Origin of the sequence: Geomonas diazotrophica, assembly GCF_019063885.1 — a bacterium.
GTDB lineage: Bacteria > Desulfobacterota > Desulfuromonadia > Geobacterales > Geobacteraceae > Geomonas > Geomonas diazotrophica.
Genome location: NZ_CP077684.1, coordinates 3,059,136 through 3,083,150, shown reverse-complemented (window position 1 = coordinate 3,083,150; position 24,015 = coordinate 3,059,136). Strand labels below are relative to the sequence as shown.

Annotated in this window: 21 protein-coding genes; 5 read left to right on the top strand and 16 right to left on the bottom strand. The window is 63.0% G+C overall.

Translation table 11 applies throughout. The annotated features are described in order from the left end of the window. Positions 1 to 192: 192 nt before the first annotated feature. Positions 193 to 3,861 (top strand): PAS domain S-box protein, encoded by a 3,669-nt coding sequence (locus tag KP003_RS13420; protein WP_217299674.1) that lies wholly within the window; start codon positions 193 to 195, stop codon positions 3,859 to 3,861. Beyond that, the gene (locus KP003_RS13415; RefSeq protein WP_216499496.1) at positions 3,858 to 4,823 is read left to right on the top strand and encodes a diguanylate cyclase; all 966 of its coding nucleotides are present in this window, start codon (positions 3,858 to 3,860) and stop codon (positions 4,821 to 4,823) included. The genes KP003_RS13420 and KP003_RS13415 overlap by 4 nt, the downstream gene beginning before the upstream one ends. Here the strand turns inward: KP003_RS13415 and cobO are convergent. The 10 genes from cobO to KP003_RS13365 form a co-directional block, all read right to left on the bottom strand. Beyond that, entirely contained in the window at positions 4,817 to 5,398 is a 582-nt protein-coding gene (gene cobO / locus KP003_RS13410; RefSeq protein WP_216499495.1) for a cob(I)yrinic acid a,c-diamide adenosyltransferase, read from the bottom strand. The genes KP003_RS13415 and cobO overlap by 7 nt on opposite strands. Before the next feature lie 141 nt (positions 5,399 to 5,539). Next, positions 5,540 to 6,214, bottom strand: a complete 675-nt coding sequence (locus tag KP003_RS13405; protein WP_216499494.1) for a sulfite exporter TauE/SafE family protein — start codon at positions 6,212 to 6,214, stop codon at positions 5,540 to 5,542. A 19-nt stretch (positions 6,215 to 6,233) separates the two neighbouring features. Continuing rightward, on the bottom strand, positions 6,234 to 6,509 hold the full coding sequence (gene ccoS, locus KP003_RS13400) for a cbb3-type cytochrome oxidase assembly protein CcoS (protein ID WP_216499493.1): 276 nt from the start codon (positions 6,507 to 6,509) through the stop codon (positions 6,234 to 6,236). Next, the gene (locus tag KP003_RS13395; protein WP_239027531.1) at positions 6,502 to 8,922 is read right to left on the bottom strand and encodes a heavy metal translocating P-type ATPase; all 2,421 of its coding nucleotides are present in this window, start codon (positions 8,920 to 8,922) and stop codon (positions 6,502 to 6,504) included. Before KP003_RS13395 ends, ccoS begins: the two co-directional genes overlap by 8 nt. Then, positions 8,919 to 9,374, bottom strand: a complete 456-nt coding sequence (locus KP003_RS13390) for a FixH family protein (RefSeq protein WP_216788776.1) — start codon at positions 9,372 to 9,374, stop codon at positions 8,919 to 8,921. The genes KP003_RS13395 and KP003_RS13390 overlap by 4 nt, the downstream gene beginning before the upstream one ends. A 233-nt stretch (positions 9,375 to 9,607) precedes the next feature. Further along, positions 9,608 to 10,816, bottom strand: coding sequence for a 4Fe-4S dicluster domain-containing protein (locus KP003_RS13385; protein WP_239027530.1), 1,209 nt, complete (start codon positions 10,814 to 10,816; stop codon positions 9,608 to 9,610). Positions 10,817 to 10,827: 11 nt separating this feature from the next. After that, entirely contained in the window at positions 10,828 to 11,319 is a 492-nt protein-coding gene (locus tag KP003_RS13380; protein ID WP_216788773.1) for a c-type cytochrome, read from the bottom strand. After that, positions 11,303 to 11,488: a cbb3-type cytochrome c oxidase subunit 3 gene (locus KP003_RS13375; RefSeq protein WP_216499489.1), complete on the bottom strand. Its 186-nt coding sequence runs from the start codon at positions 11,486 to 11,488 to the stop codon at positions 11,303 to 11,305. The genes KP003_RS13380 and KP003_RS13375 overlap by 17 nt, the downstream gene beginning before the upstream one ends. 1 nt (position 11,489) lies before the next feature. Beyond that, a complete protein-coding gene (locus KP003_RS13370) occupies positions 11,490 to 12,353 on the bottom strand; it encodes a cbb3-type cytochrome c oxidase subunit II (protein ID WP_216499488.1) in 864 nt (287 codons plus the stop codon). A gap of 12 nt (positions 12,354 to 12,365) precedes the next feature. Beyond that, positions 12,366 to 13,769 (bottom strand): cbb3-type cytochrome c oxidase subunit I, encoded by a 1,404-nt coding sequence (locus KP003_RS13365; protein WP_216788771.1) that lies wholly within the window; start codon positions 13,767 to 13,769, stop codon positions 12,366 to 12,368. Between the two features lie 387 nt (positions 13,770 to 14,156). Between KP003_RS13365 and KP003_RS13360 the strand changes: the two genes are divergently transcribed. Next, complete coding sequence (locus KP003_RS13360; protein WP_216499486.1) at positions 14,157 to 14,822, top strand: hypothetical protein; 666 nt, start codon at positions 14,157 to 14,159, stop codon at positions 14,820 to 14,822. On the opposite strand, the gene KP003_RS13355 is transcribed toward KP003_RS13360, so the two are convergent. Further along, complete coding sequence (locus KP003_RS13355; protein ID WP_216499485.1) at positions 14,819 to 14,995, bottom strand: hypothetical protein; 177 nt, start codon at positions 14,993 to 14,995, stop codon at positions 14,819 to 14,821. The two genes, KP003_RS13360 and KP003_RS13355, sit on opposite strands and share 4 nt — an antisense overlap. Positions 14,996 to 15,194: 199 nt before the next feature. On the opposite strand from KP003_RS13355, the gene hcp reads away from it, so the two are divergent. Further along, positions 15,195 to 16,844 carry a hydroxylamine reductase gene (gene hcp / locus KP003_RS13350; RefSeq protein WP_216499484.1) on the top strand — a complete coding sequence of 550 codons (1,650 nt, stop codon included), beginning with the start codon at positions 15,195 to 15,197 and terminating at the stop codon, positions 16,842 to 16,844. Positions 16,845 to 17,459: 615 nt separating this feature from the next. Here the strand turns inward: hcp and KP003_RS13345 are convergent. The 4 genes from KP003_RS13345 to KP003_RS13330 form a co-directional block, all read right to left on the bottom strand. Then, positions 17,460 to 18,830: a cbb3-type cytochrome c oxidase subunit I gene (locus KP003_RS13345; RefSeq protein WP_216499483.1), complete on the bottom strand. Its 1,371-nt coding sequence runs from the start codon at positions 18,828 to 18,830 to the stop codon at positions 17,460 to 17,462. Further along, positions 18,827 to 19,543, bottom strand: coding sequence for a c-type cytochrome (locus tag KP003_RS13340; RefSeq protein WP_216499482.1), 717 nt, complete (start codon positions 19,541 to 19,543; stop codon positions 18,827 to 18,829). The genes KP003_RS13345 and KP003_RS13340 overlap by 4 nt, the downstream gene beginning before the upstream one ends. 353 nt (positions 19,544 to 19,896) lie before the next feature. Beyond that, positions 19,897 to 20,628 carry an iron-sulfur cluster repair di-iron protein gene (gene ric, locus KP003_RS13335; RefSeq protein ID WP_216499481.1) on the bottom strand — a complete coding sequence of 244 codons (732 nt, stop codon included), beginning with the start codon at positions 20,626 to 20,628 and terminating at the stop codon, positions 19,897 to 19,899. Positions 20,629 to 20,786: 158 nt separating this feature from the next. Beyond that, on the bottom strand, positions 20,787 to 21,206 hold the full coding sequence (locus KP003_RS13330) for a bacteriohemerythrin (protein WP_216499480.1): 420 nt from the start codon (positions 21,204 to 21,206) through the stop codon (positions 20,787 to 20,789). A 206-nt stretch (positions 21,207 to 21,412) separates the two neighbouring features. On the opposite strand from KP003_RS13330, the gene KP003_RS13325 reads away from it, so the two are divergent. Beyond that, positions 21,413 to 22,363: a divergent polysaccharide deacetylase family protein gene (locus tag KP003_RS13325; protein WP_216499479.1), complete on the top strand. Its 951-nt coding sequence runs from the start codon at positions 21,413 to 21,415 to the stop codon at positions 22,361 to 22,363. Between the two features lie 164 nt (positions 22,364 to 22,527). Here KP003_RS13325 and KP003_RS13320 read toward each other — a convergent pair whose 3' ends face one another. After that, positions 22,528 to 23,901: a ParA family protein gene (locus KP003_RS13320; RefSeq protein ID WP_216499478.1), complete on the bottom strand. Its 1,374-nt coding sequence runs from the start codon at positions 23,899 to 23,901 to the stop codon at positions 22,528 to 22,530. Between the last annotated feature and the right edge of the window lie 114 nt (positions 23,902 to 24,015).

Below are 24,015 nucleotides of genomic sequence, written 5' to 3'. Positions count from 1 at the left end.
AGTATAGCAGTCCCCCAAGGGCAGGCAACCTCCCATAACGCGGAGGGGGATCCCGACATCGCGGCTTCGTATATCCTGATGCCGCTAATTAAAGATTCCCCCCCGTGCGCCGAAGAGGACTGGAGCGACCACCGTGCCGAGCCTTTGCCCCGGCCATTTTCGTACGCGTGGTGGCGAGGAGTGCTCGCCGGGATGAAGAAACTGAGCCTGACAACCAAGATGAGCCTGATGGTGTCCCTGCTGGTGGTGCTGGTGCTCTCCTGCATGACCCTGTCCGCCTCATGGTTCCTGGAAAAGCAGTACCAGGAGACCGTGTCGGAGCAGCAGTTCTCCATGGTCAACTCCATGGCCGGAGAGATCGACAGCAAGATGCGTCAGACCCAGCTCCAGCTCGAGGCCCTCGCCAGGACCATCCCGCACCGGCTCTTGACCAGTCCGCTTTTGGCCCAGCGCTTCCTGGAACAGCGGCCCGACATCCTGGCGCTCTTTGACAGCGACATCTTCATCTTCGACGCCCGGGGCAGACTCCTCGCGGTGAATCCCCTGGAAAAGCAGCTGATCGGCAGGGATTACTCCTTCCGCGACTACTACCGCGATGTCGCCCGCAGCAAAAGGCCCGTCATCTCCGAGCCCTTCGTCTCGACCCAGGCGCACGGTCACCCCACGGTCGCCTTCGTGGTCCCGGTGCTGGACGGCAAGGGGGACATCCTGGGGATGATCGGGGGGATGATCGACCTGTACAAGGACAATTACCTGGGCAAGCTCGCCCACGCCAGGATCGGGAAAAACGGCTACCTCTACCTGTTCAACACCCAGCGCATCATCATCGCCCACCCGGAGCAGCAGCGCATCATGAAGCGCGACCTCCCTCCGGGGGCGAATCCCCTGCTGGACCGGGCACTGGCGGGGTACGAGGGTGCCGGCGAGACGGTGACCTCGCGCGGATTGCCGGCGGTGGCCGCCTTCAAGCGCCTGAACAGCACGGGGTGGATCCTCGCCTCGACCTTCCCGCTCACCGAGGCCTACGCGCCGGTGCGGGAGGCCAAACTGCTGTTGGCGGCCGGGCTGATGGCGGCCCTGGCCGGGAGCGTGCTGGTCTGCCTGCTTTTCATGCGGCGGCTGACGGCGCCGCTTTTGACATTCATCCGCCACGTGGAGGGGATCAGCGACCAGGAGCAGGAGCTGGAGCCGGTGGCCATCCGGACCGGGGACGAAATCGGGACGCTGGCGCGCGCCTTCAACCGGATGATCCTTGAGCTGCGCCGGCAAAAGGAATCGGCGCGCGAGCTCCGCCTGGCGATCGATCAGGCGCCGGTCACGGTGATGGTGACCAATCGCAACGGGCAGATCGAGTACGTCAACCCCCATTTCACCAAGGTGACCGGTTACAGCGCCGAGGAGGCGCTGGGGCAAAACCCCAGGATCGTGAAATCGGGGTGGCATCCCCCCGAGTTCTATGCCCAGATGTGGCAGACGGTGCTCTCCGGTCGCCAGTGGCGCGGCGAGATGCGCAACCGGCGCAAAAACGGGGATCTCTACTGGGAGAGCGCCTCCATATCCTCGGTCACCGGCGACACGGGGGAGATCAGGAACTTCGTGGCGGTGAAGGAGGACATCACCGAGAGAAAGCGGGCCGAGGAGGCGCTGGTCAGGAGCGACGAGCGGATCAGGCTCCTGCTGGAATCGACGGCCGAGGCGATCTTCGGGATGGACCTCCTGGGGAACTGCACCTTCGCCAACCGCGCCTGCGCCAGGCTGCTCGGCTATGCCGGGGCCGAGGAACTGCTGGGAAGGAACATGCACCTGCTCATCCATCACACCACTTCCGACGGCTCTCCCAATCCGGAGCAGTCCTGTGCCCTGAGCCGGGTGCTGCGCGGGGAGCAGGGGCTGCACAGCGACGACCAGGTCTTCTGGCGTGCCGACGGCACCAGTTTCGCCGTGGAGTTCTGGTCCTATCCGCAGATGAGGGACGGGGAATTGGTGGGAGGGGTGGTCACCTTCTTCGACATCACCGAGCGCAAGCGGGCCGAGGAGGAGCTGCTTAGAGCGACCGAGGCTGCGGAGGCGGCGACGCGGGCGAAAAGCGAGTTCCTGGCCAACATGAGCCACGAGATCCGCACCCCGATGAACGCCGCGCTGGGGATGCTCTACCTTTTGCGGCATACCGAACTCACCGAGCAGCAGATGGATTACCTGGACAAGGCGCAGAGTGCCTCGGGGGTACTGCTCCGGGTCATCAACGACATCCTCGATTTCTCCAAGATAGAGGCGGGGAAGATGGAGCTCGAGCGGATCCCGTTCCGGCTGGATCAGGTGCTCTCCGACCTGCAGAACGTGGTGGGAGCCATCCTGCGGGACAAGGAGATCGAGTTCTCGGTGGCCGCAGGCGACGGCATCCCGGAGCTCCTGGTGGGGGACCCGCTCAGGCTTGGGCAGGTGCTTTTGAACCTCACCGGCAACGCCATCAAGTTCACCGAGAAGGGGAAGGTCGAGGTGGGGGTGGTGCTTTTGGCCCTGGAGCGGGACTGCGTGACGCTGCGCTTCTCCGTCTCCGATACCGGCATCGGGATGGAGGCCAAGCAGCAGGAGGGGCTCTTCACCCCCTTCACCCAGGCGGACAACTCCACCACCCGCCGCTACGGCGGGACCGGGCTCGGCCTCGCCATCTGCCGTGAGCTGGTTCAGCTCATGGAGGGGCAGATGTGGGTGGAGAGCGAGCCAGGCCGCGGCAGCACCTTCAGCTTCATGGCCCGTTTCGGCGTGACCGGGAGCGGACAGGCCCCGCTCCCCGAGCCCCCGGCGGGAGAGCCCATCCAGGTGGGGGCGGGGATGCGCGTCCTGCTGGTGGAGGACAACCCCATCAACCAGGAGGTGGCCCGGTTCATCCTGGAGCGGGGCGGGGTCAAGGTCGAGGTGGCGCGTAACGGCGCCGAGGCCCTATCCATGGTGCACGCCCCCGGGACGGCTTACCACGCCGTGCTCATGGACGTGCACATGCCGGTCATGGACGGCCTGGAGGCGACCCGGCGCATGCGGCTCGATCCCGCGCTGGAGCGGCTCCCCATCATCGCCATGACCGCCAGTGCGCTGCCTGGGGAGCGTCTGCTCTGCCGCGAAGCGGGCATGAACGACCAGGTGGACAAGCCGATCAACGTCCCCGGGCTGTTCGCGACTCTGAACCGCTGGGTGGGGGCGCTGCCGGGGCAACCGGAGCCCCCGGCCGGGCAGGCGGGGGAAAGCGGGCAGGACCTCCCCGACCAGGTGCCGGGACTGGACCTGCAGCGGGCCAAGTCCAGGATCCAGGACGGCAAGCTTTTGAAGAAGCTCCTGGTCAGCTTCCGCCGGGACAACGAAGGGCTCGTGCAGCGGATCGCCGCGGCAGCGGGAGCCGGCGACCTCAAAGAGGCCCGGCGGGCGATCCACACGGTCAAGGGAAGCGCGGGGAGCCTGGGGGCGATCTGGCTGGGGAGCGCCGCCGCCTCCCTGGAGATGGCCCTGCAGGGAAACGACGCCAGCCAGGTGCACGAAACCCTGGAAAGGTTTGCCGAGAAGCTGGAGGAGGTGATGGGCTCCATCCGGCAGCTGGAAGAGGAGTGGGGGATCGCCGAAAGGGAGGCGGGTCCTTTTACGGCGAGGATCGAGTGCGAGGACCCCGAGCAGGTGGCGGCCTTGGCCCGCACCCTCGCCCGACTGCTGGCGAGCCAGAACATGAACGCCCTGGCGGTGTGGGAGGAGATGCGCCCCCTGCTGGCGGGGGAATTGCCGGCGCGGCTGGACGCGACCTTGCAGGCGCTTGATTTCGCCGACGCCCGTGCGGTTTTGCAGGAAATGATTGAACACCTGGAGCTAAGGACATGAGCGAGGAGCCGGAACAAGCAGCAAGGGGCAAGATCCTGATCGTGGACGACACCGCGGCCAACATCGAGATCCTGTACAAGATCCTCAAGGGGGAGTTCGACGTCCTCTTCGCCAAGAGCGGCGCCGACGGCATGCGGATGGTGCGGGAGCATACGCCGGATCTGGTGCTTCTGGACGTCATGATGCCCGACATGGACGGCTACGAGGTCTGCCGTCTACTGAAGCGGGACCCCGCGACGGCTCGCATGCCGGTGGTCTTTGTGACGGCGATGGGAAACGACGAGGACGAGACCAGGGGGCTGGAGCTTGGGGCCATCGACTACCTCACCAAGCCGATCCGGCCTCCCATCGTGCTGGCGCGGGTGCGCAACCACCTGGAACTAAAGCGCAGGGGCGACCTCTTGGAGCAGCTGAGCGCGGAACTGGCGCGCAAGAATCTGGAGCTCGAGGTGCTGGCGCGCGAGGACGGGCTGACCGGGGTGGCCAACCGGCGCCATTTCGACGAGGCGCTGCGCTCGGAGGTCCAGCGCGCCACGCGCAACGGGCGCAACCTCTCACTGATCATGTGCGACATCGACCGCTTCAAGCAGTTCAACGACCTGTACGGGCACCTGGCCGGGGACAGCTGTCTGCAACTGGTGGGGGAGCTGTTGAGGAAGAGTTTCAAGCGCGCCGGCGAGGTGGTGGCGCGCTACGGCGGCGAGGAGTTTGCCGTCATCCTGCCCGACACCAGTGCCGAGCTGGCGGGGCACCTGGCCGAGCGGCTGCGGCTGGAGCTCATGGGGCAGGCCCTGCCGCACGCCCAGTCCGAGTTCGGCGTGGTCACCATGAGCCTCGGCGTGGGGGGGGGGCTGGCGACGCGCGACCACAACGTGGAGTGGTACATCTGCTCGGCGGACGGGGCCCTGTACCGATCCAAGGCGGGGGGGAGGAACCGGGTCAGCGTCTGGGAGGATCAGTAATCCACCCCGGGCTGCGGCTCGATCTCCTTGCGGTACGCGTGCTTCACCTCCACCACCTCGCTCACCGTGTCGGCGAGGTCGATCACCAGGGGGTGCGCGTCCCGGCCGGTCAAAACCAGGTGCATGAGCGGCGGCTTTTGCGCCAGTATCTCCAGCACCTGCTCCAGGTCGATCAGTTGCAGCTGCAGTGCATTGTTGATCTCGTCCAGGATCACCATGTCCCATTTCCCCGACGCCATCTTCTCCAGGGCGAGCGCCACGGCGTCCTGGGCGTTGGCGCGGTGCTCGCTCTTGGGGTAGGGGTTACCCTGGATGCCGCAGAACCCCTTGCCGGTCTTGTGCAGTTCAACCTGATCGCCCAGAAGCTTCACCCCGTCCCACTCCCCCGCGTACAGGTCCCCCTTCATGAACTGGATGATGCAGACCCTCATGCCGTGTCCGCAGGCGCGCAGCGCCATCCCCAGCGCCGAGGTGGTCTTCCCCTTGCCGTGACCGGTGATGACCACGGTCAGTCCCTTTTTCAGCTTCGGCTCCAGCCTGTGTATCTGCACCGGCGGGCTTCCCTGTTTATTCATGATACGGCCTCCCCGCATATTCTAACCCTTTATAAAGCGGTTACGCAAAGTACGCCAAAAAAGGTTTACCCCGGCAATTCTTCGTGTTCTTCGCGGATACTTAGCGTTCTTTGCACTACCGCTTTTAGAGGTGGGGGGCGATCAATGGTGCGCCGCCATCTTGCCGATGACGCGCCACAGGCCAGCCACTCCCATCAAGGCGATGGCGATGCCGGCGGCGCGCAGCATGGCGTTTCTGAGGGCGCCGGAGACGGCGCTCGAGGCGGTTCCGAAGCCGAGCATCACCGGAACCGTTCCCAGTCCCATGGCGGCCATGGTGGCCGCACCGGTGATGGGGCTCCCGGTCCCGGCGGCGACGAGAAGGGGCGCGTAGACCAGGCCACAGGGGAGCAGGCCCAGCACCAGGCCCAAGGGCAGGGAGGCGAGCGGTGAGGGGGCGGCGAGGGCACGCCTCACCGGGACCGTAAGGAAGCGCGCGCCGCTCCCTTCCAGGGTGGAGAGGTTGAGAACGCTCAGCCCCAGCGCGGAGGAGAGCCCCACCATGATCACCATGAGGTTCGCCCCCACCATGAACCAGCGGAAGACCGTCTTCATGGCCATGAGGTTGAGCGACGAGCCGATCAGACCGGCCAGCGCCCCCAAAAGCGTGTAGGTCACTATGCGGCCGGTGTTATAGAAGAGCTGGGACTTGAGCCTTGACCCCAGCGCCCCGTCCTTGTCCTTAAGGGAGATAGCGGCCACGATGCCGCCGCACATCCCGATGCAGTGGAAGCTGCCGGCCAAACCGGCCACGAACGCCAACCAGATCTGTAGCATAGGCGGTCTCCTGTAGGTGTTATCGGTGCGGCACCGCCCCCGCCTGCGCTTCCGCTTCCGGGGGCTCCGGAGGGCGGTGGGACAGGGTGAGTTCATGCTCGGAAGGAGGGACGGGCAGGGGAGGGGAACCCTCGCTACGGGCAGGGAGCGGGGCCTCGTCGTCATCGAGCATCCTGTGCTTTGGGCGCTCCAGGTCGTTGAATTCACCCTTTTGCACCCCCCACAGGAAGAAGAGCCAGCAGCCGCAGCCAAGGAAGAAGGATAGTCCAATAAGTGCGAAAAGCGAGTTATTCATCCGGAGTCCTCATAAGCCTCAGCGAGTTGCCGACCACGCAGACGGAGCTGAGCGCCATGGCGGCCGCCGCGTAGATCGGGGTGAGGCGCCCGGTCATGGCGAGCGGGATGCCGATCAGGTTGTAAAGAAAGGCCCAGACAAGGTTCTGCCGGACCACCGCCATGGTGCGCCGCGCTATCCTGTGCGCGAGCGAAAGGCGCTCAAGGTCCGGCTTGGCGAGGACCAGGTCCGAGGTCTCCAGGGCGATGTCGGTCCCACCGGCGACCGCGCAGCCGACGTCGGCGGCTGAGAGTGCCGGGGCGTCGTTGATGCCGTCCCCCACCATCAAGACCGTCGCGCCTTCTCGCTGGAGCTTTTCTATCTCCCTGGTTTTGTCCGCAGGGGAGAGCGAGCCCACCCCCTTGGCCACCCCGGCGCTTTTGGCGACCTTGTCGGTGCACTCCTGGCGGTCGCCGCTTAAAAGCAGGGTGTCGATTCCCTTGCGCCGGAAGTAGGAGACCACGCCGGGGGCGTCGTCCCGCATGCGGTCCTTGAAGGTGAGGGTGCCGCAGTAGCGCCCCTTGTGGGCGACTCCCACCAGCATCCCCCCCTCCGGCGATGCCAGCTCGGTCGGGATACCCGAGACCCCCAGGCGCTCCAAAAACGGAACGCTTCCCAGGGCCGCCGTCTCGCTCGCCACTCGGCCCGTGACCCCGGCGCCGGCAAGCGTCACCAGTTCGGTCCCGGCGGGATACTCGATGTCGTGCCGGGCAGCGTAGTCGCGCACCGCCTTGGCGATGGGGTGCAGGGAGCCGCATTCCACCGCGGCGGCCAGCGCCAGCACCTGGCGCGGCGTCATCCCCGGCGCAGCCTGTATGTCGACCAGCATGGGAGCGCCCCGGGTGAGGGTGCCGGTCTTGTCGAAGACCGCGACGCTGACGCGGCTCAACCGCTCCAGCACGTCGCCTCCCTTGAACACGACCCCGAGGGCCGCGGCGGCGCCGGTCCCGGCCAGGATGGCGGTCGGGGTTGCGAGACCAAGCGCGCAGGGACAGGCGATCACCAGCACGGCGAGCGCCACCATGAGGCTCGCCCCCAACGACCTTCCCTGGCTGTAGTGCCAGCAAAAGGTCGCCACGGAGAGGGTAAGGACGGCCGGGACGAAGTAGGCGCTGACCCGGTCGGCGATGGCCTGGATGGGTGCGCGCCGGCTCTGGGCCTCCTCCACGAGGTGCGCCACCCTGGCGATGAAGCTCTCCCCGGCCTTCCTGAGGCAGGCCACGCGCAGGGCGCCGGTCAGGTTGCTGCTCCCGGCGATGACCTGGTCGCCTGCCTTTTTCAGCTGCGGCAGCGGCTCTCCGGTCGCGGCCGATTCGTCGACATCGCTGCTCCCTTCCATTACCGTCCCGTCCACCGGGAACCTCTCCCCCGGGGCAACCAGGATCAGGTCGCCCGGGGAGAGCTGCGAGGGCTCCACGGTCTCCAGCTTATCCCCGGCAAAGCGCTGCGCCTGCCCCGAGCAAAGCTCCAAAAGCCTCCCGATCCCGCTGGAGGCGCGCCGCTTGGCGCCATTTTCCAGGAGCCGCCCGGCGAGGATCAGGGTGACGATCATCGCGGCGGTTTCGAAGTAGACCTCGCCCCCGGCAAAGGTCGCGTAGACGCTGTAGCCGTAGGAGGAGAGGGCGCCGATGGCGATCAGGAGCTCCATGTTGGGAGCGCCGTTGCAGATGCCGCGCCAGGCGCCGGAGAGAAAGGGCCAGCCGCAGTAGAAGACCACCGGCGTCGTGACCAGGAGCGAGAAGAGCTGCAGGTACCCCTTCATCTGCGGCTCGATCCCCTGGAAGTAGCCGGCGTAGAGGGCGAAGGCGTATGCCATGAGCTGCATGCTGAGGAAGAAGGCGGTGCCGAAGCGGACCAGGAGATCCTTCTGCACCCGCTGCCCCGCCTCCCGCGCCGCGTCCTCGGTGTAGGGGCGGGGGACGTAGCCGATCTGGTCGATGCGGTTGAATATGGCGGCGGGCGTGATCCGGTCCGGGTCGAAGCGGACCCTGGCCCGGCCGGTTGCGTAGTTGACCCGGGCCTCGGTGACGCCGGGGATCGCGCCGATGATCTTTTCGTTCAGCCAGACGCAGGAGGCGCAGCGGATACCGTCGATGATGATGTCGATGACGCTTCCCTCGGCGGTGGCGTAGACGAAGCTGGACAGGTAGGCGTCGCGGTACTCCCCCTTGAAGGCCCGGGGGATCAGCCCCGTTTCCTGCCAGTCGCGCCGGCGGTAGTAGTCGGCGAGCCCCGACCCGCTTATGAGGAGGTAGGCGCCGTGGCAGCCGTGGCAGCAAAAGGAGAGCACCGAGTCAGGGGTGCGCTCCTCGACCAGCATGCCCGGCGGTATCTCGCCGCCGCAATGGAAACAGGGTGCCAGCGCGCCTCTCAATTGAAAAACACCACTTTCTGGGAGGCGACCGCCTCTCCCTTGGTAAAGATGAGCTCGCCGCGCAGCTCGGCCTGCCCGGAGACGGGCCAAGGGGCGACGAAGACACCTGGCGCGGATTCCGCCAGCGTCAGCACCTCCTTCTCGTTGCCGCGCCTGGTCTGGAACAAGAGGCTCCCGCCGGCGACCGGGGCCCCCTTCTCGTCGTGCACCCGGACCTGCAGATCGCTGCCGGCAAGCGAGGCGGACATGACCCAGTCCAGGCCGGGGTTGTACGCGCCGCTCCTGGTCTTGGCGTAGTTGAGGCCGTTTTGGTAGTAGTCGGTGTCGGTGACCCGGCTCCCGCGTTCGAACGAGATGAACATGCTGGTGCCCATCCCCAGGAGAAAGACCGCCAATAAAAGCAGGATGGCCAACTGCCAGCGGCAGGACGATATGGTGGCTCTTCTCTTCATGGTTTCTTCCTTCATCGAAAAGCCCTCACCCGGCCTCCGGCCACCCTCTCCCGGTGGGCGAGGGGACGGACGGGGGGTGTCGTAATTGAGCGCAGTCTGTCACAGGGGGGTGCCCCTCGCTGGAGAAGCGATGAGGATTCCAGCGCGGGACAAGGTGCTCCACCAGCCTCGCCCTCCGGGAGAGGGGCAGGGGTGAGGGCGCCGCCGTACCGTGATCTGCACCGCTTTCCGCGCTACTGCACGGCGACCGGCAGCGGGCTTGCCGCCACCACCTTGTCGCCGGAGACGAGCCGCAGCTCTACCTGCATTCCCGGCGCCGGCGCCGGATTGAGCTTCAAGGCGAACCCGATCTTCCTGTTGGCGTTCGCCGCCAGCGTTATCTCCCGCACCGGGCCTATCAGCTCCACCCGGTATCCCGGCAAGGGCGCCGCCTCCAACGAAAAGGTCCGGGACGCACCGCCGCGGTTCTCCAGGAACACGGAGTAGAAGTTCACCAGCGAGCCGTCCGGCAGCCGCTTCACCTCGCCGCTTTCGGCGCGCTGTACCTTGAGCGTCGCCTCCTGGCGCGTGGTCGCCTCGAAGACCAGCAGGGCCACCAGCAACAGGAGCACGCCCCCCAAAAGGAGCGCCTTTTTGTTAACCGGCCGCGACCCGTCGGGACCCCGCGGCCCGAAGGTGTAATGGATCAGTCCTCCGCTTTTGCGCGGGGCGAACACGTCACGGCACGCGTCCAGGCAGCGGCCGCAGTTGATGCACTCGATCTGCAGACCCTGGCGGATGTCGATCCCGGTGGGACAGGCCCTGACGCAGGCGCCGCAGCGCAGGCAGACCCCCTTGAGCTCCGGGTCGAACTCCAGGGTGAGCGTGCCGCGCTCCATGGTCATCAGCTGGATCCGACCGTAGGGGCAGACGCTCTTGCAGAACCGGCGCCGCACGAAGGCGAGGTCGAGGTAGACGATGAGCGCCGTCACGGTGAGGGAGATCCCCGCCACCGCCCCCAGCTTCCCCGCGGCAATCCGCGCGAAGAAATCGGGCGGGGCGATGAAGTACCAGACCAGGTTCGCGGCCACCAGTGCCGAGAGGGCGAGATGCCAAAGCACTCTTAGCGCGGCACGCGCCGGCGCGGGCAGGACCCGGGTCCGGGCGTCGAACCAGTCGGCAAGATCGCCAAGCGTGGTCTGGGGGCAGAGCCAGCCGCACCAGACCCTGCCAAAGAGCATGGTGACGAACAAGAAGGCGAAGACCAGGATCAGCACCACGATGAGGAGCAGGTAGAACTCCTCGATGCGCAGCTTTGCACCGAAAAAAAGGAGCGTCCTCGTGCCCGCGTCCAGCCGCAGCAGCGATTCGCCGCCGGGACGGACGAACGGGATCACCAGGATGAGCAGCGTGGCGAGCCACTGCACCCCCTTGCGCCAGGGGGCGATGCGCCACTTCTTCAACGGTACTGTCTTCAAAGCGACAGGACGTACTGGACCAGCCCCTGCAGCTTGTCGCCGGAGAGTTCGTTCTTGAAGCCCGGCATGCCGCCCGGGCGCCCGTCACTGATGCTGGTGGTCACCTCCGGGGCGGTCCTGCCGTACTTGAACTTTTTCGCGGTAAGGTCGGGGCCGATTCCCCCCTTGGCGTCGGCGCCGTGGCAGGAGGCGCAGCGGGCGGCGAACTCCTTCTTACCCTCCGCGGCGAGGTCCGCGGTCCTGATCTCCTCGTGTGCCGGAACCGCCTGGCCGGCGGCCGCCGTCTCCTTCTGCACGGCGAGGCGCGCCTCCTTGGCCTTCTTGACCTCGGCGAACTCGCCGTAGGAGCTCCAGCCGCTGAACAGGTAGTAGGCCATGAAGATGATTCCCCAGGTCACAAGGCCGAAGAACAGGATCCTGAACACCAGCGGGGAGTTCTTCTCGGCGCGGTACCTGATGCCGTCGTACTCTTTATTTTCGTCGGACATCGCGTCCTCCTTTTTTCTCGTCGCTCGGGTAGTCGTCGTCCATCATCCGGTATTTGGGTTGCTCCCCCTTCGCCTTCTGTTTACGGCTGTAGGTGCGCGCCACGATGGCGGCGAAGACCAGGAAGAGGAGCAGGGTCACCCCCAGGTAGTAGATGCTTGCGCTGTCCATGTCACTTCCTGTGCACGGACTTCAGGTAGGTGACCACCTTCCAGGTGCGCTCCTTGCCCAAGGTGTCGCCGAAGGAGGGCATGCCGCCGGCGGCGATGCCGCCGTAGACGCTGGTGAACACCTTGGCGTCGGGCTGGTCCAGGTCGCGCAGGTCCGGCCCCACCTCGCCCTTAAGCTCGATGCCGTGGCACTGGGCGCAGTGCTCGGCGTAGAGCTTCTGCCCTTCGGGGAGGACGCTCATGTTGCCCTGGAACGGGTTTTTCAGCTCGCCCAAGACCTCCGCCTTGCCGGTCTTTCTCCAGGGGATGTCGTTGCCCACCTTCTGCATGTAGGCGATGATGGCGTCCATTTCGCTCTTTCCCTGCAGCGCCTGGATGTCGGCCGGGGTGTAGGGGAACTTGAGCGCCTTCATCTTCTTCTCGGAGAGGCTAGTGTCTAGCGGCCGGTTCAAGAAGTCGTAGGAGGGCATGTTGGAGCGGGGCACCATGGAGCGCGGGTCCTTCATGTGCTTCACGTGCCACGCGTCCGGGTACTTGCCGCCGATCCTCGCGAGGTCCGGGCCGTTACGGCGCGAGCCCCAGAGAAACGGCTGGTCGTAGACGAACTCGCCGCTTTTCGAGTACTCACCGTAGCGCTCCGTGTCGGAGAGGAGCGGGCGCACCGTCTGGGTGTGGCAGTTGTTGCACCCTTCGCGGATGTAGATGTCGCGCCCCTCGAGCTGCAGCGGGGTGTAGGGCTTCACCGAGGCGATGGCGAGCTTCGGGTCGTTGATCCAGCGGAAGGGGAGGACCATGGTGATCACGGTGCCGACCAGGATGGTCAGCGTGGCCAGGAGCAGGAATATGATGGGCTTCTTCTCTATCATGGCGTCTCCTCCCTAGGCTCTTTGCGCCGCGGCCTGGGTCTTGCCGCCGGCGATGGTCTGGTAGATGTTGTAGAGGAAGACGAGGAGCCCCGCGAGATAGATCACCCCGCCCAGGGCCCGCATGTGCCAGTAGGGGTAGAGTTCGACCATGGTCTCGATGAAGCTGTAGTGCAGGCTTCCGTCCGGGTTGGTCGCGTTCAGCATGGCCGCCTGCTGCACGCCGGCGATCCACATGGTGATGGAGAAGATGAGCTGCCCGGTCAGGACCAGCCAGAAATGCACGTTGGCCAGCGGGACGCTGTAGACCTCGGTGTGGTAGAGCCTGGGGACGGTGTAGTAGATGGCCGCGAAGAGCACCAGCGATACCCACCCCAGCGTCCCCATGTGCACGTGGCCGGGGACCCAGTCGGTGTAGTGGATGAAGGCGGAGAAGGTGCGCACCGCCTGCGAGGGCCCCTGCAGCGTCTGCATCCCGTAGAAGGTGATGCCGAAGATCAGGAACTTGACCAGGTAGTTCTCGCGCATCTGGTGCCACTGCCCGTTCATCGAGAAGTAGCCGTTGAAGACGGCGGCCCAGGAGGGTGCGATCAGCATCACCGAGAAGCCCATGGCGAGCGTCTGCACCCAGTCGGGGACCGGCGTCCAGAGCAGGTGGTGCGCCCCGGTCCAGAGATACATGAAGATGAGGCTCCAGAAGGCGACTACCCCCATCCGGTGGCTGTAGATGGGGACCCCGGTCGCCTTGGGGAGGAAGTAGTAGAAGATGGCCAGAGGCGGCGTGGTGAGCACCATGGCCACCGCGTTGTGCCCGTACCACCACTGGACGTTGGCGTCGTTGGCGCCGGCGTAGGCGGAGTAGGACTTGGTGAGGGAGACCGGAATCGCGGCGTTGTTCACCAGGTAGAGTACGGCGACCCCGACCAGGGTGGCCAGGATGTACCAGAGCGAGATGTACATCTGCTCCTCGCGCCTTTTCACGATGGTCATCACGATGTTCACTGCGAAGATCACCCAGAGCACCACGACGAGGCTTGCCACCGGCCATTCCAGCTCGGCGTATTCCTTGGAGCGGTTCATCCCCATGGCCAGCGTCACCGCCGCCAGCGCGATCACCACGTTGAAGAGCCAGAGCTGGACCTTCGCCAGCCCCGGACTCCACAGGCTCGTGCGCGTAAGGCGCTGGGTGATGTAGATGAAGAAGGCCATGAAACTGCCGATGCCCCAGCCGAAGATCCCGGCGTTGGTGTGGATCGGGCGCAGCCGGCCGTAGGTGAGGTAGGGGGGGAAGTTGAGCTGCGGGAAGGCGATCTGGAACGAGATGAAGACGCCGACCAGCACGGCCACCAGCCCCCATACCATGCTCCAGATCACAAACCCCTTGACGATGTCGTCAGCGTACCCTTCCTGTTGGTTCATGCCGTCCTCCTGGAGATGAATGGATCAGTGAAGGCAACATGTGGACGAGGGCGATGTCGTGGAGACATCGATCGCTCTGTTGCCGCAAGCTTGTGTCATAAATGCCGGAACTGTCGTGACTTTGTCCGGCGGTAAAGCCTTTTCCCAAAAGTAACGTCCAATGATCCAGCAATAACAAAGTGTTAGTTTAGGTTGTAATCTCGGTTTAGCAAGCGATGCACCTGTATACGGCTTCATTTTTCACGGCTCTTTTAGCTGGAGAAAGGTGCAGGTTTGCCGATACGCAAAGTAACGCGGTTACCCGCTTTCATTGAATCGGTTTATCCCTTAGCCTTGTTCATCGTGATGTCGCTTCATCGGGGGCGATATCCGGCCCGGAGGAGTCGTATGAGTACCAGCGAACTGATCTACTACTGTGCGGCGGGGGCTACGCTGCTCGTCATCTGGATAGGGGCGACCTACTGGGCCGTCAATTTTTTCATAAGGCAGGTAACCCAGCAGAGTTGCCATGATTTCAGGGTGCGCATGCAGGGAGAGGCGGAACGGGCCCTGAAGCTGTTCCGGGAGGGGCTTTGCGAACAGATCGTCCAGCAGGAGAATAAATCCGACGCCCTGGCGAGACTCTACGCCGCCCTGATCGACCAGTTGCGGTTGGGGAGGGAATTCCTGGCCTCGATAGGGCAGGGTGAGCGGGCTCAGGCGGAGAAACAGCTGAGGACGATAAGGGGGACCGGCGAGAGCTTCTCCGAGATCTTTCAGAAGCAGAGCCTCTTTTTGTCGGAAGAGTTCACCAGGACGGGGAAGGACCTCCTGACCCAGCAGAAGACGGCCCAGGAGCGCCTGGAGGAACTGCTGCGCCGGGTGCAGAGGGAGCCGCAGAATGCCCTCGCCGTCGAAGACCTGAAGAAGGAGTGGGCGCAGTTCGAGGACCTGTTAAACCGGCTCATGGACTTCGTGCGCAACGAATTCCGCAGGCGCAACCCGGTGAGCAGCGTCATGATGAAGTGGCTCAACGAAGGTCCCGCCCCCGGGGAGGCGAAGGGCCCCTCCTAGCCATCCTTCTTGTCCAGCGCTTCGGGCTTGCAGAGGTGTTCCTCTTTCTTGGCCGCGCGGCCGCATTTCTTGCAGACGTAGCGCGGTTCGGCGACGATCTTCTTAAGTTCCTTCAGGTTGTCCTTTATCTCGTCCTTGTCCCACTTGCATAGGGTCTTGCTGTCCTTTCCCATCTGTTAACTCCTGTGGCACCGACAGGTCTTACCCTGCCATGCCCGCTCTTCCTTCCGGCTCAGAGAAAGTCTGCCTTGCCTGTTAGCTCGATTTAATTCGAATTTCGGGCCGGCCGTTGTTGAAATGGAAAACATTCCAGATATAGTAAATCAGTTTTCGAAATTTCCTAGTGACTTCAATAGAAAAGGGGGAATCCATATGTCGATGTTTTGCCGCCAATGTGAGCAGGCCGCCAAGGGAACCGGGTGCGAGGTAGTAGGGGTATGCGGCAAGAATCCTGAGGTCGCCGCCTTGCTGGATCTTATGATGTACGGTCTCAAGGGGCTGGCCATTTACGCTGACAAGGCAAGGGAGCTGGACGCGCGCAACACCGTCGCGGACATGTTCCTTATCGAGGGCCTTTTCACCACCGTGACCAACGTGGACTTCGATCCGGTGCAGTTGGCGGGCAAACTGAGGAAGTGCTACGACCTCAAGGAGCAGGTGAAGGCGATGTACGAGAGCGCCTACCGCGAGAAGAACGGCGCGGAGGCCCCCGCCATCACTGACGGCCCTGCCGCCTGGGTGATCGCCGACAACCTGGAAGGGCTGGTCGCACAGGGACAGGCCCACGGGGTGAAGAGCCAGCACAGCGACCCCGACATCCTTTCCGCCATCGAGATCATCATCTACGGCCTGAAGGGGATGGCGGCCTACGCGGAACACGCCATCATCCTGGGCAAGACCGACGAGGAGGTCTTCGCCTTCTTCCACAAGGCGCTCGCCGCCACCACCGACACCACCAAGGGGCTCATGGACTTCGTGGGGATCGCCATGGAGTGCGGCAAGTTGAACATCAAGGTCATGGAGATGCTCAACACCGGGCACGTGGAGCACTACGGGCATCCGGTCCCGACCAAGGTCCAGCTCGGCACCCGCAAGAACAAGGGGATCCTGGTTTCCGGTCACGACCTGCGCATGCTCGAAGAGCTCTTGAAGCAGACCGAAGGGAAGGGGATCGACGTCTACACCCACGGCGAGATGCTCCCGGCTCACGGCTACCCGGGGCTCAAGAAGTACCCGCACCTCTACGGCAACTTCGGCGGCGCGTGGCAGGACCAGGCCAAGGAGTTCCCGAACTTCCCCGGCGCCATCATCTTCAATACCAACTGCATCCAGCGCCCGGCGGAGAGCTACAAGGACCGGTTGTTCACCTGGGGCGAAGTGGGCTGGCCCGGCGCCAAGCACCTCACCGGCTGGAAGTTCGACGAGGTGATCAACAAGGCCCTGGAGTGCCCGGACCTCCCCGACGCACCGGGGCAGGAGATCCTGACCGGCTTCGGTCACAACGCGGTGCTCGGTGTGGCGGACAAGGTGATCGAGGCGGTGAAGGCGGGTGCGGTCAAGCACTTCTTCCTGATCGGCGGCTGCGACGGCGCGAAGAGCGGGCGTAACTACTACACCGAGTTCGCCGAGAAGGTGCCCAAGGACTGCGTCATCCTGACCCTCGCCTGCGGCAAGTACCGCTTCAACAAGCTGGAGTTCGGCGACATCGGCGGCATCCCGCGTCTTCTGGACGTGGGGCAGTGCAACGACGCCTATTCCGCGGTGCAGATCGCCTCGGCCTTGGCCGGTGCCTTCAACTGCGGGCTGAACGACCTGCCGCTTTCCTTCATCCTCTCCTGGTACGAGCAGAAGGCCCACGTCATCCTGCTGTCCCTGCTCTTCCTCGGCGTCAAGAACATCAAGCTGGGACCCGCGCTTCCCGCCTACCTGTCGCCCAACGTGTTGCAGTTCCTGGTCGACAACTTCAACATCGGCCAGATCGGCAGCGTTGACGCGGACCTCAAGGCGAGCCTCGGGCAGTAATAGCGGGCCTCGGACAATAATCTAAGGGGACCGGCCTTAGCCGGTCCCTGCAGTAGCAGCACGCAGCACCAGAGCAGATGTAGCTCCTTTAGCGCCAGGTCCGGGCAGACCTGGCGCCTTTTTTTCATCCTGTAATTCGGGTCCATCGAGTAAATTCCCGCGATGCGTAGCACTCACTCCCAAGCTACACCACACCTGTTTAATAATAATCAACGCGTTCAACCTCCGGCCCCGGCGATAAATTGTCCGCGCTGCCGATTCAATCTTCGGCGTCGGCGATAAATCGCCCGCGCTGCCGATTCAATCTTCGGCGTCGACGATAAATTGCCCGCGCTGGTGATTCAATCTTTGGCGTCGGCGATAAATCGCCAACGCTACCGATTCAATCCGTGCGCTCGAAGAGAAATTGATGCTGGACTTGCAATGCGAGGTCCATCATTTCGGCGGGCTTTTCTATTATTTGGGTGGGAGAGGTTGCCTTCGAGGGGGGGACGTGATCAGGGTGATCAAATGACGCCAGCCTAAGCAGCAGTTCAGGCTGGTGCCATAGGGCAGACGGATGTCAGGGAAGGGACCATACAAAGGTGTATGGTCCCTTCTTTATTTCGCCTGGGGTCAGATGTTTGCGGCCGGCGTTACCACCGGTTCGGGCGCGGGGAGGTTGGACTGCTTGATGGTGAAGAGATGGTACACGGTGATGATGACGCCGGCGAGGAAGACGAGACCCACGCCGAAGGCGACCCGGAACCAGAACATCATGGTGAGGTGCGCGGTGCTGTAACCGATGTCCAGGAACCGCTCCAGGTAGGTCTGCAGGATCCCCGCGATTCCGAAGACGAGCCCCAGGAGGAACATGGCGATGGTCATGATCCAGAAGCCCCACCTGCCCAGCCGGTCATTGTACTTGTTGATCCCCTTCAGCCGCGGCATGGCGAAGTAGAAGATGGTGAGGTTCAGCAGGGCGTAGGCGCCGAAGAAGGCTAAGTGACCGTGAGAGACGGTGATCTGGCTGCCGTGGGTGTAGTAGTTGATCGGCGGCAGCGTGTGCATGAAGCCCCAAAGCCCGGCGCCGACCAGGTGATAGATGGCGAGCCCGACGATGTAGTACCAGGTGAGCGGGTTCACGATGGGGTTTTTGCGCTCGCGCACGTGCATCCAGGTGTCCACCACCATGAGCACGATGGGGAGCGGTTCGAGTGCGCTGAACACGCCCCCCCACCAGAGCCAGTAGTCGGGGGCGCCGATCCAGTAGTAGTGATGGCCGGTGCCGACGATGCCGGTGAAGAGGAAGAGCCCGGTCTCCACGTAGAGCCATTTCTCCACCACCTTGCGGTCCACCCCGGTCACCCTCATGATGATGTAGGCGACGATGGACGCCGTCACCACCTCCCAGGCCCCCTCCACCCAGAGATGAATCACCCACCACCAATAGTAGTAATCCGTGTTCAGGTTCTTGTAGAAGGGCATCCCGAAGAGATACATGACCGCAAGGAAGGTGACGCCCCCCAGCAGCATCCACTGCAGGGCCGATTTCTCCTTGGACTGGATGATGGTCATGGCGACGTTGGCGATGAAGAGAAGCGCTGCAACCACGATCAGGGCGTTGAGTGGAAAGGGGATCTCCAAAAGCGGCTTGCCGCGGGTCCAGCCGAACAGGAAGCCGACGACCGCGGTGACCGCGGCGGCGACGAAGATGATGAGCTGGGCGTAGGCGATCTTCGGGCTGTAGAGCTCACGGCCGCACTCCGGGGGGAGGATATAATAGGTTCCTCCCATGAACCCCAAGAGCATCCAGGCCACCAGCGTGTTGGTGTGGATCTCGCGGGCGGTGGAGAAGGGGAAGACGTTGACCAGTTCCTGCGGCAGAGTGAAGGCGTAGTTGATGGAGAGCCACAGCCCTATGATCACCTGCAGTATGAAAAGAACCAGGGCGAGACGGAAGTACCACAGCGACACCCGCTGGCTTTGGTATTCGATCAGCATCATTTGCTCACCTCCTTGTTCGACTTAAGGCTCAGCACGAAATCGGCGATGATCCCGGCGGTCTGCGGGCTGACATCCTGCGGCGGCATGGTCACACCGGGGCGCACCGACTGCGGGTTGATCATGTAGTTGATGAGGGTTTGCCGGTCGTAGGTGATGCGGTTGGCGATGGCGGTGAGGTCTCCGCCCACATTGCGTCCCTGGTTCTCGAAGGTGTGGCAGCCGCCGCAGGCCTGCAGGACCAAATGCACCTTGTCGAGCTTTTGCGGCTGGGACTCGCGCAGCTTGTATGCCTCCACGAACTTCTCGTCCTGCGGGGGCCAGTGCCGGTTCTCGATCTCGCCGACCCAGCGCAGGAAGGTGACCAACTGCGTGGTTTCCGTCTCGCTGACGCCAAGGTGGGGCATCTTCCGGAAGGAGTTTTTGTACATCACTTCCGGGTGCTGCACGATTGAGGCGATGTTGTTTTCCCCCAGCCGGTAGAAGGCCTTGGTCATGTCCGGCGCGTAGTAGCCGCCGAAGCCGAGGATGGTGTGGCAGTCGTTGCAGTTGTACTTGTGCCAGACCTTCTTGCCGGCAACTACCTGTTCGGTGAGCTTGTCCGTGTGGGTGAACTTGGGGGTCTGCATGTGGAAGTCATAGGTTTGCCAGAGGAAAATCGCTGCCGAGGTGAGGGTTCCCACCCAGAAGATCAGCCGGGCTGTTTTTCCGGTCATACCGCCCTCCTTTTGCCGTGGTTGATGATATGGTTAGATTGTTCTAATGATTGACAGCAGGAAGGATACCGTGAGGAGGACGGATGTCAACCCGGCGGTACAAATAAGGCCCCGAAAGGATTGTAGGGATCCTTTTTCGGGGCCTTGCGATACGGTGGCGGTTTGGGCGGAGGGGCTAATGTGGGGGTGGCGGCGGCCTGCTAATCTTTGCGCTGCCTCAGGGGGCAAAGAGAAAGGGCTGCCAGCGCCAGCCACGATAAAGCGAACATTGCTACTATGAGGGTCATCGCTGCTCCTTGTTATTTGTTTTGGGTTTCCCCTCCCGCAAGGGGAGAGGGGGCCGGTAGGGGGGCTTACAGCTTGCCTGCTTTGGGGAACAGTATGTTGTTCTCCAAATGGACGTGCTTGTGCAGGTCGTCCTCGAACTCCTCCAGCTTCTGGTAGGTGACCGTGAAGGTATTGCAGGCGTCGCCGGGGACCGAGTAGTTCTTGGACAGCCGGCGGATCTCGTGCACCGCGGCCCCTACCTCGTCATGCTCGTGTCCCAGTTCCGCCAGGACCGCCTTCAGCCTCTTGATCTCTTCCGGGTCCGGTGCGGCCCCCTCCTTCTTCAGTTCGGTCAGCTTCCTGATGGCCGGAAAGAGTTGTTCCTCTTCGCTTTTCAAGTGTTGCGCCATGTCGGCTGCGACCTTGGCGAAGATCCCCGCGATCTGCACCACCTCGGGGTGGTTGGGTCCGTGTACCTGCGCGATCTTGTTGGCGTAGGCCTCGATGGTGGGGATGTTTTCCTTCAAGTAGCTGTGGTGTGCGTTGACGATGTAGTCGGCCAGGAAGGGAAGCTCCCAGGCGTCGTAGTTCTGGCTGCGCTCCAGCGGGCGGGCCGCTACCTGCTCCAGGTCGCGCAGCAGCGCCGCGAGGTCGATCCCTTTTTCCCGGCAGGCCTGTGCCAGCGGCATGTTGCCACCGCAGCAGAAGTCGATGCCGTATTTTTCAAAGACTTCGGCGGCGCGAAAATCCCTGGCGACCACCGAGCCTACGGTTTCAGTGTTGGTTGCTGCAGCCGGTTCCTGATTTGTTTTTTCCATGGTGTCGCTCCCTTGGCGCTCTTGATGGAAGAGCGGCCGGTTCAGACAGACGTTGCGGGGCGTTTGCGTGCCCCCTTGAGACCCATGGTAACACTATATGCAATTCAGAGTATGATCCAGATCAAAAAGTGAGAGGTCGTGCGGGGAGGGGGCGACGATCAGGGCAGGGGGGTGAGGGGGGAATTGTTGACGAAGCGGCCGATGGCGCGGTCCATGGTGGAGATGTGCTCGATGAGCCAACTGGTGATGAAGCCGGTCATGGTGCTGACCATGTTTTGCGTGATCCCCTCCACCTTCAGGCGCTCTTTCAGCCGGTTGATCTGGTCGATGAAGGCGAGGTGCTTTTCACGGTGCCCCACGAAGTCCGGGTACCGGACCTGCTGCATCAGCTTTTCCTCTTCCTTGAAGTGGGTGACGGCGTAGGCTTCGAGGAACCAGAACATGCGCATGATCTCGTCCTGGTCCTGGTTGGACTGGTAGGCGCTGACGAACGCGTTGAACTTGTCGAAAAGAAGCTTGTGCTGGATATCGATTTCCAGCATCCCGATGTTCAGGTCGTCTCGCCACTCCACCAACATAGATTCCTCCGTAACTGTCTTCGGTGTTTATACCTTAGTCGCCTCCGTTTTATCAATATCTTTAATGTTTGCCTTTTCCTTTCTCGAGTCTCCCTTTGCAAATCATTTGCAATGGCACCGTGCCTCATGCTATCTCACATTAAAATGATGTCCCGGGGCGGGCTCCGCAACTCCTTGTTGCTGTGCACGTCCCAGCGGAGGTGTGTGTGGCAAAGAAGGGTAAGGCGGTAAACAGACGTAAACCTGCACCGGGCGGCGGGCGCAAGCCGCTCATGGCGCTTTTGATAGTCGCGATACTCATAGCCGCGGCTTTTTTCCTGCTGGAGCACTTTAAAAAGCCCTCTCCGCCGCCTCAACCTCCCGCAAAGCCCGCGGTCAGCGCGTCGAAGCATCAGCCGATCCCGGAGCGGCCGGCCCCGGTGCAGCAGAAACTTTCCACCGCGCAGGCGCCGGCAGCCAAACCGCATCCGGCCGCACTCCCCAAGGCCGCTGGTCCCGGGCGTCTCGCCATCATCATCGATGACATGGGAACCAGCATGCAGGAGCTGAAGACGCTGCAGTCGATCGGGCAGCCGCTTACCTACTCGGTCATCCCGAGCCTCGCCCACGCCAGGCAGGTGGCCGAGGGCGCGCATGCCGCGGGCGCCGAGGTGATGGTGCACATGCCGATGGAGCCCGAGGGGTATCCCAAGCAGAAGATGGAGTCGGTAGGCGTTTTGGTCGCCATGGACGATGCGGAGATCGCCGGGCGGATCAAGAGCTATTTCGCCACGGTGCCCCACGCCGTGGGTGCCAACAACCACATGGGATCGCGCTTCACCCAGGATCCGGCAAAGATGAAAGTCGTGCTGCAGATACTGAAGGAGAAAGGGTTGTTCTTCGTGGACAGCAAGACCTCGCCGGCCTCGGTCGGGTACCGGGAGGCGAAGGCGCTGGGGATGAGGTGTGCGGCGCGCCAGGTGTTTTTGGACAACGTGCAGGACGAGAGTGCGATCGGCAAGCAGTTGGCGCAGGCCGCCGCCATAGCAAGAAAAAAGGGTGCGGCGATAGCAATCTGTCATCCGCACCCTGCAACCATGCGAGCCCTGAAGCTCTATATGCCCGAACTGGCCAAAAGCGGCATCACCTTTGTCCATGCGTCGGAGCTGACCAACTAGAAGCCGTTCTATGTTCTAAGTTCTATGTTAAAACCCACCAGCCTTGGGAGTGTTACAGCTTCGGGATGTTAAAGTAAAATTCACCCAACCTTTGAGTTACAGGTTGGGGCTGTTAACGTAGAACATAGAACGTAGAACGTAGAACTTGTTTTGGCTGAACGTGTTTAGAGCTGTGCCGCGATCCTCTTCTTGAGCTTCGACACTTCGCGGTACTTGTCGTCCACCAGGATGGAGGCGGGGTTGTCGCCGTTCACCGGGTGAACTATCAGGAAGGCGTCCCGCAATTCCCCCTCGTACCCGGCCAGCGTTTCCGACATGATCCCGGAGAAGCCATCGCGCTCCGGCGCGCGGGCCAAGGGGTACTTCTTCTTCAACAGCTCGCTGCCGCTCAAATCGAAACGGTGGAAGTCGATGCTCCCCGCCTCGTCACCAACCCCGGGATTCAGCACGAACACCGATTCCAGCGCGGTCTGGTGGATCATCTGCCTGGTCGGATCGTCATGCGGCAACTGGCGCTCGATCTTGAAGATGGTCGAGACCAGGAAGCCGGTGAAGCAGTCGGCTTCCATGTAGCCGCTGGCGGCGCCGTCGGAACTCTCGCAGTAGTAGGAAACCTGCGATTCCTGGCTCAACTCCTTGCCGCAGACCAGGCACTGGCTCTTCAGCCCGGACAGCCTGCCGAAGTACTCCTCTTTCTTTCTCTTGTTCTCCTCGTGCTGCCACTTGTCGTAGAGCATGGCGCGCGGCTCTTCGGTCTCGTAGAACTCGTTGAGACAGGTCTGCCCCAGCGCCGCGAACTGGCCATAGACGTCGGTGCCGCGCCCGTGGGTGAGGATCGGGTAGATCTTCCCTTCGGGGTTGGTGTTGAGGCTCTCGACCTTGGGGCTCTTGGAGATGAATATGTCGGAGCAGCGGAAGCCGCGGTTGATGGCGAAGGCCTTCAGGAGCGTCTTCTGGTCCTTGAACATCCCTTCGAACTTGATCCTCTCGTCGATGAGACAGGGGATAAGCGACAGGCTCTTTCTGTCCAGCCCCCTCTTGTCGAAGAGCTCGAAGATGTTGCGGCAGTTGTCCATGCTGGCCATGTCCTTGATCGGGACCAGCACCCGGTCCGCTGCGTAGAGCGCGTTCTGGGTCAACACGTCGAGGTCCGGGCGGGTGTCGACGATCAGGATGCCGGGGATCTCGGACATCGCCAGGAGCCGCGCCAGCACCATCGGTCCCTTGAGCGAGCCGCGCAGCTCGGGAAGGGTGGTGGAGGAGGGGATGTAATTCACCCCGTACTGGCCGGTGTGCAATAGGTCGCGCCCGCGGGTCTCCAGCAGGAGATCGGCCACGCTCCCGTTCTGCTTCTGCCCCTTGATCGAAAACATCTTGTCGATGGTGAAGTGGTTGTCGAAGGAGAAGATCGACACCGGGAGGTTTTCGTCCAGGGCCTTCAGGAAGATCGCGAGGTTGGTCGCCAAGGTCGTCTTGCCGACGCCCCCCTTTTCCGAGGAAACGGTTATTACATAAGGGTAATTTTTCATGGCGCGCATACTAACATCGACACGCCCGGACGGTCAACCCGTTTGACAGTGGCGCTGGGTGCGTGCTAGAAAACGGCTGCAGATGTCGTTTGGATGGACCGCTTCTTCCCCGCCCCGGAGGGG

Bases quoted from the DNA above. Each gene is read 5' to 3' on its own strand.
- KP003_RS13420 (WP_217299674.1), top strand. From the start codon at position 193: ATGAAGAAACTGAGCCTGACAACCAAGATGAGCCTGATGGTGTCCCTG.
- KP003_RS13415 (WP_216499496.1), top strand. From the start codon at position 3,858: ATGAGCGAGGAGCCGGAACAAGCAGCAAGGGGCAAGATCCTGATCGTG.
- cobO (WP_216499495.1), bottom strand. From the start codon at position 5,398: ATGAATAAACAGGGAAGCCCGCCGGTGCAGATACACAGGCTGGAGCCG.
- KP003_RS13405 (WP_216499494.1), bottom strand. From the start codon at position 6,214: ATGCTACAGATCTGGTTGGCGTTCGTGGCCGGTTTGGCCGGCAGCTTC.
- ccoS (WP_216499493.1), bottom strand. From the start codon at position 6,509: ATGAATAACTCGCTTTTCGCACTTATTGGACTATCCTTCTTCCTTGGC.
- KP003_RS13390 (WP_216788776.1), bottom strand. From the start codon at position 9,374: ATGAAGAGAAGAGCCACCATATCGTCCTGCCGCTGGCAGTTGGCCATC.
- KP003_RS13380 (WP_216788773.1), bottom strand. From the start codon at position 11,319: ATGTCCGACGAAAATAAAGAGTACGACGGCATCAGGTACCGCGCCGAG.
- KP003_RS13375 (WP_216499489.1), bottom strand. From the start codon at position 11,488: ATGGACAGCGCAAGCATCTACTACCTGGGGGTGACCCTGCTCCTCTTC.
- KP003_RS13370 (WP_216499488.1), bottom strand. From the start codon at position 12,353: ATGATAGAGAAGAAGCCCATCATATTCCTGCTCCTGGCCACGCTGACC.
- KP003_RS13365 (WP_216788771.1), bottom strand. From the start codon at position 13,769: ATGAACCAACAGGAAGGGTACGCTGACGACATCGTCAAGGGGTTTGTG.
- KP003_RS13360 (WP_216499486.1), top strand. From the start codon at position 14,157: ATGAGTACCAGCGAACTGATCTACTACTGTGCGGCGGGGGCTACGCTG.
- KP003_RS13355 (WP_216499485.1), bottom strand. From the start codon at position 14,995: ATGGGAAAGGACAGCAAGACCCTATGCAAGTGGGACAAGGACGAGATA.
- hcp (WP_216499484.1), top strand. From the start codon at position 15,195: ATGTCGATGTTTTGCCGCCAATGTGAGCAGGCCGCCAAGGGAACCGGG.
- KP003_RS13345 (WP_216499483.1), bottom strand. From the start codon at position 18,830: ATGATGCTGATCGAATACCAAAGCCAGCGGGTGTCGCTGTGGTACTTC.
- KP003_RS13340 (WP_216499482.1), bottom strand. From the start codon at position 19,543: ATGACCGGAAAAACAGCCCGGCTGATCTTCTGGGTGGGAACCCTCACC.
- ric (WP_216499481.1), bottom strand. From the start codon at position 20,628: ATGGAAAAAACAAATCAGGAACCGGCTGCAGCAACCAACACTGAAACC.
- KP003_RS13330 (WP_216499480.1), bottom strand. From the start codon at position 21,206: ATGTTGGTGGAGTGGCGAGACGACCTGAACATCGGGATGCTGGAAATC.
- KP003_RS13320 (WP_216499478.1), bottom strand. From the start codon at position 23,901: ATGCGCGCCATGAAAAATTACCCTTATGTAATAACCGTTTCCTCGGAA.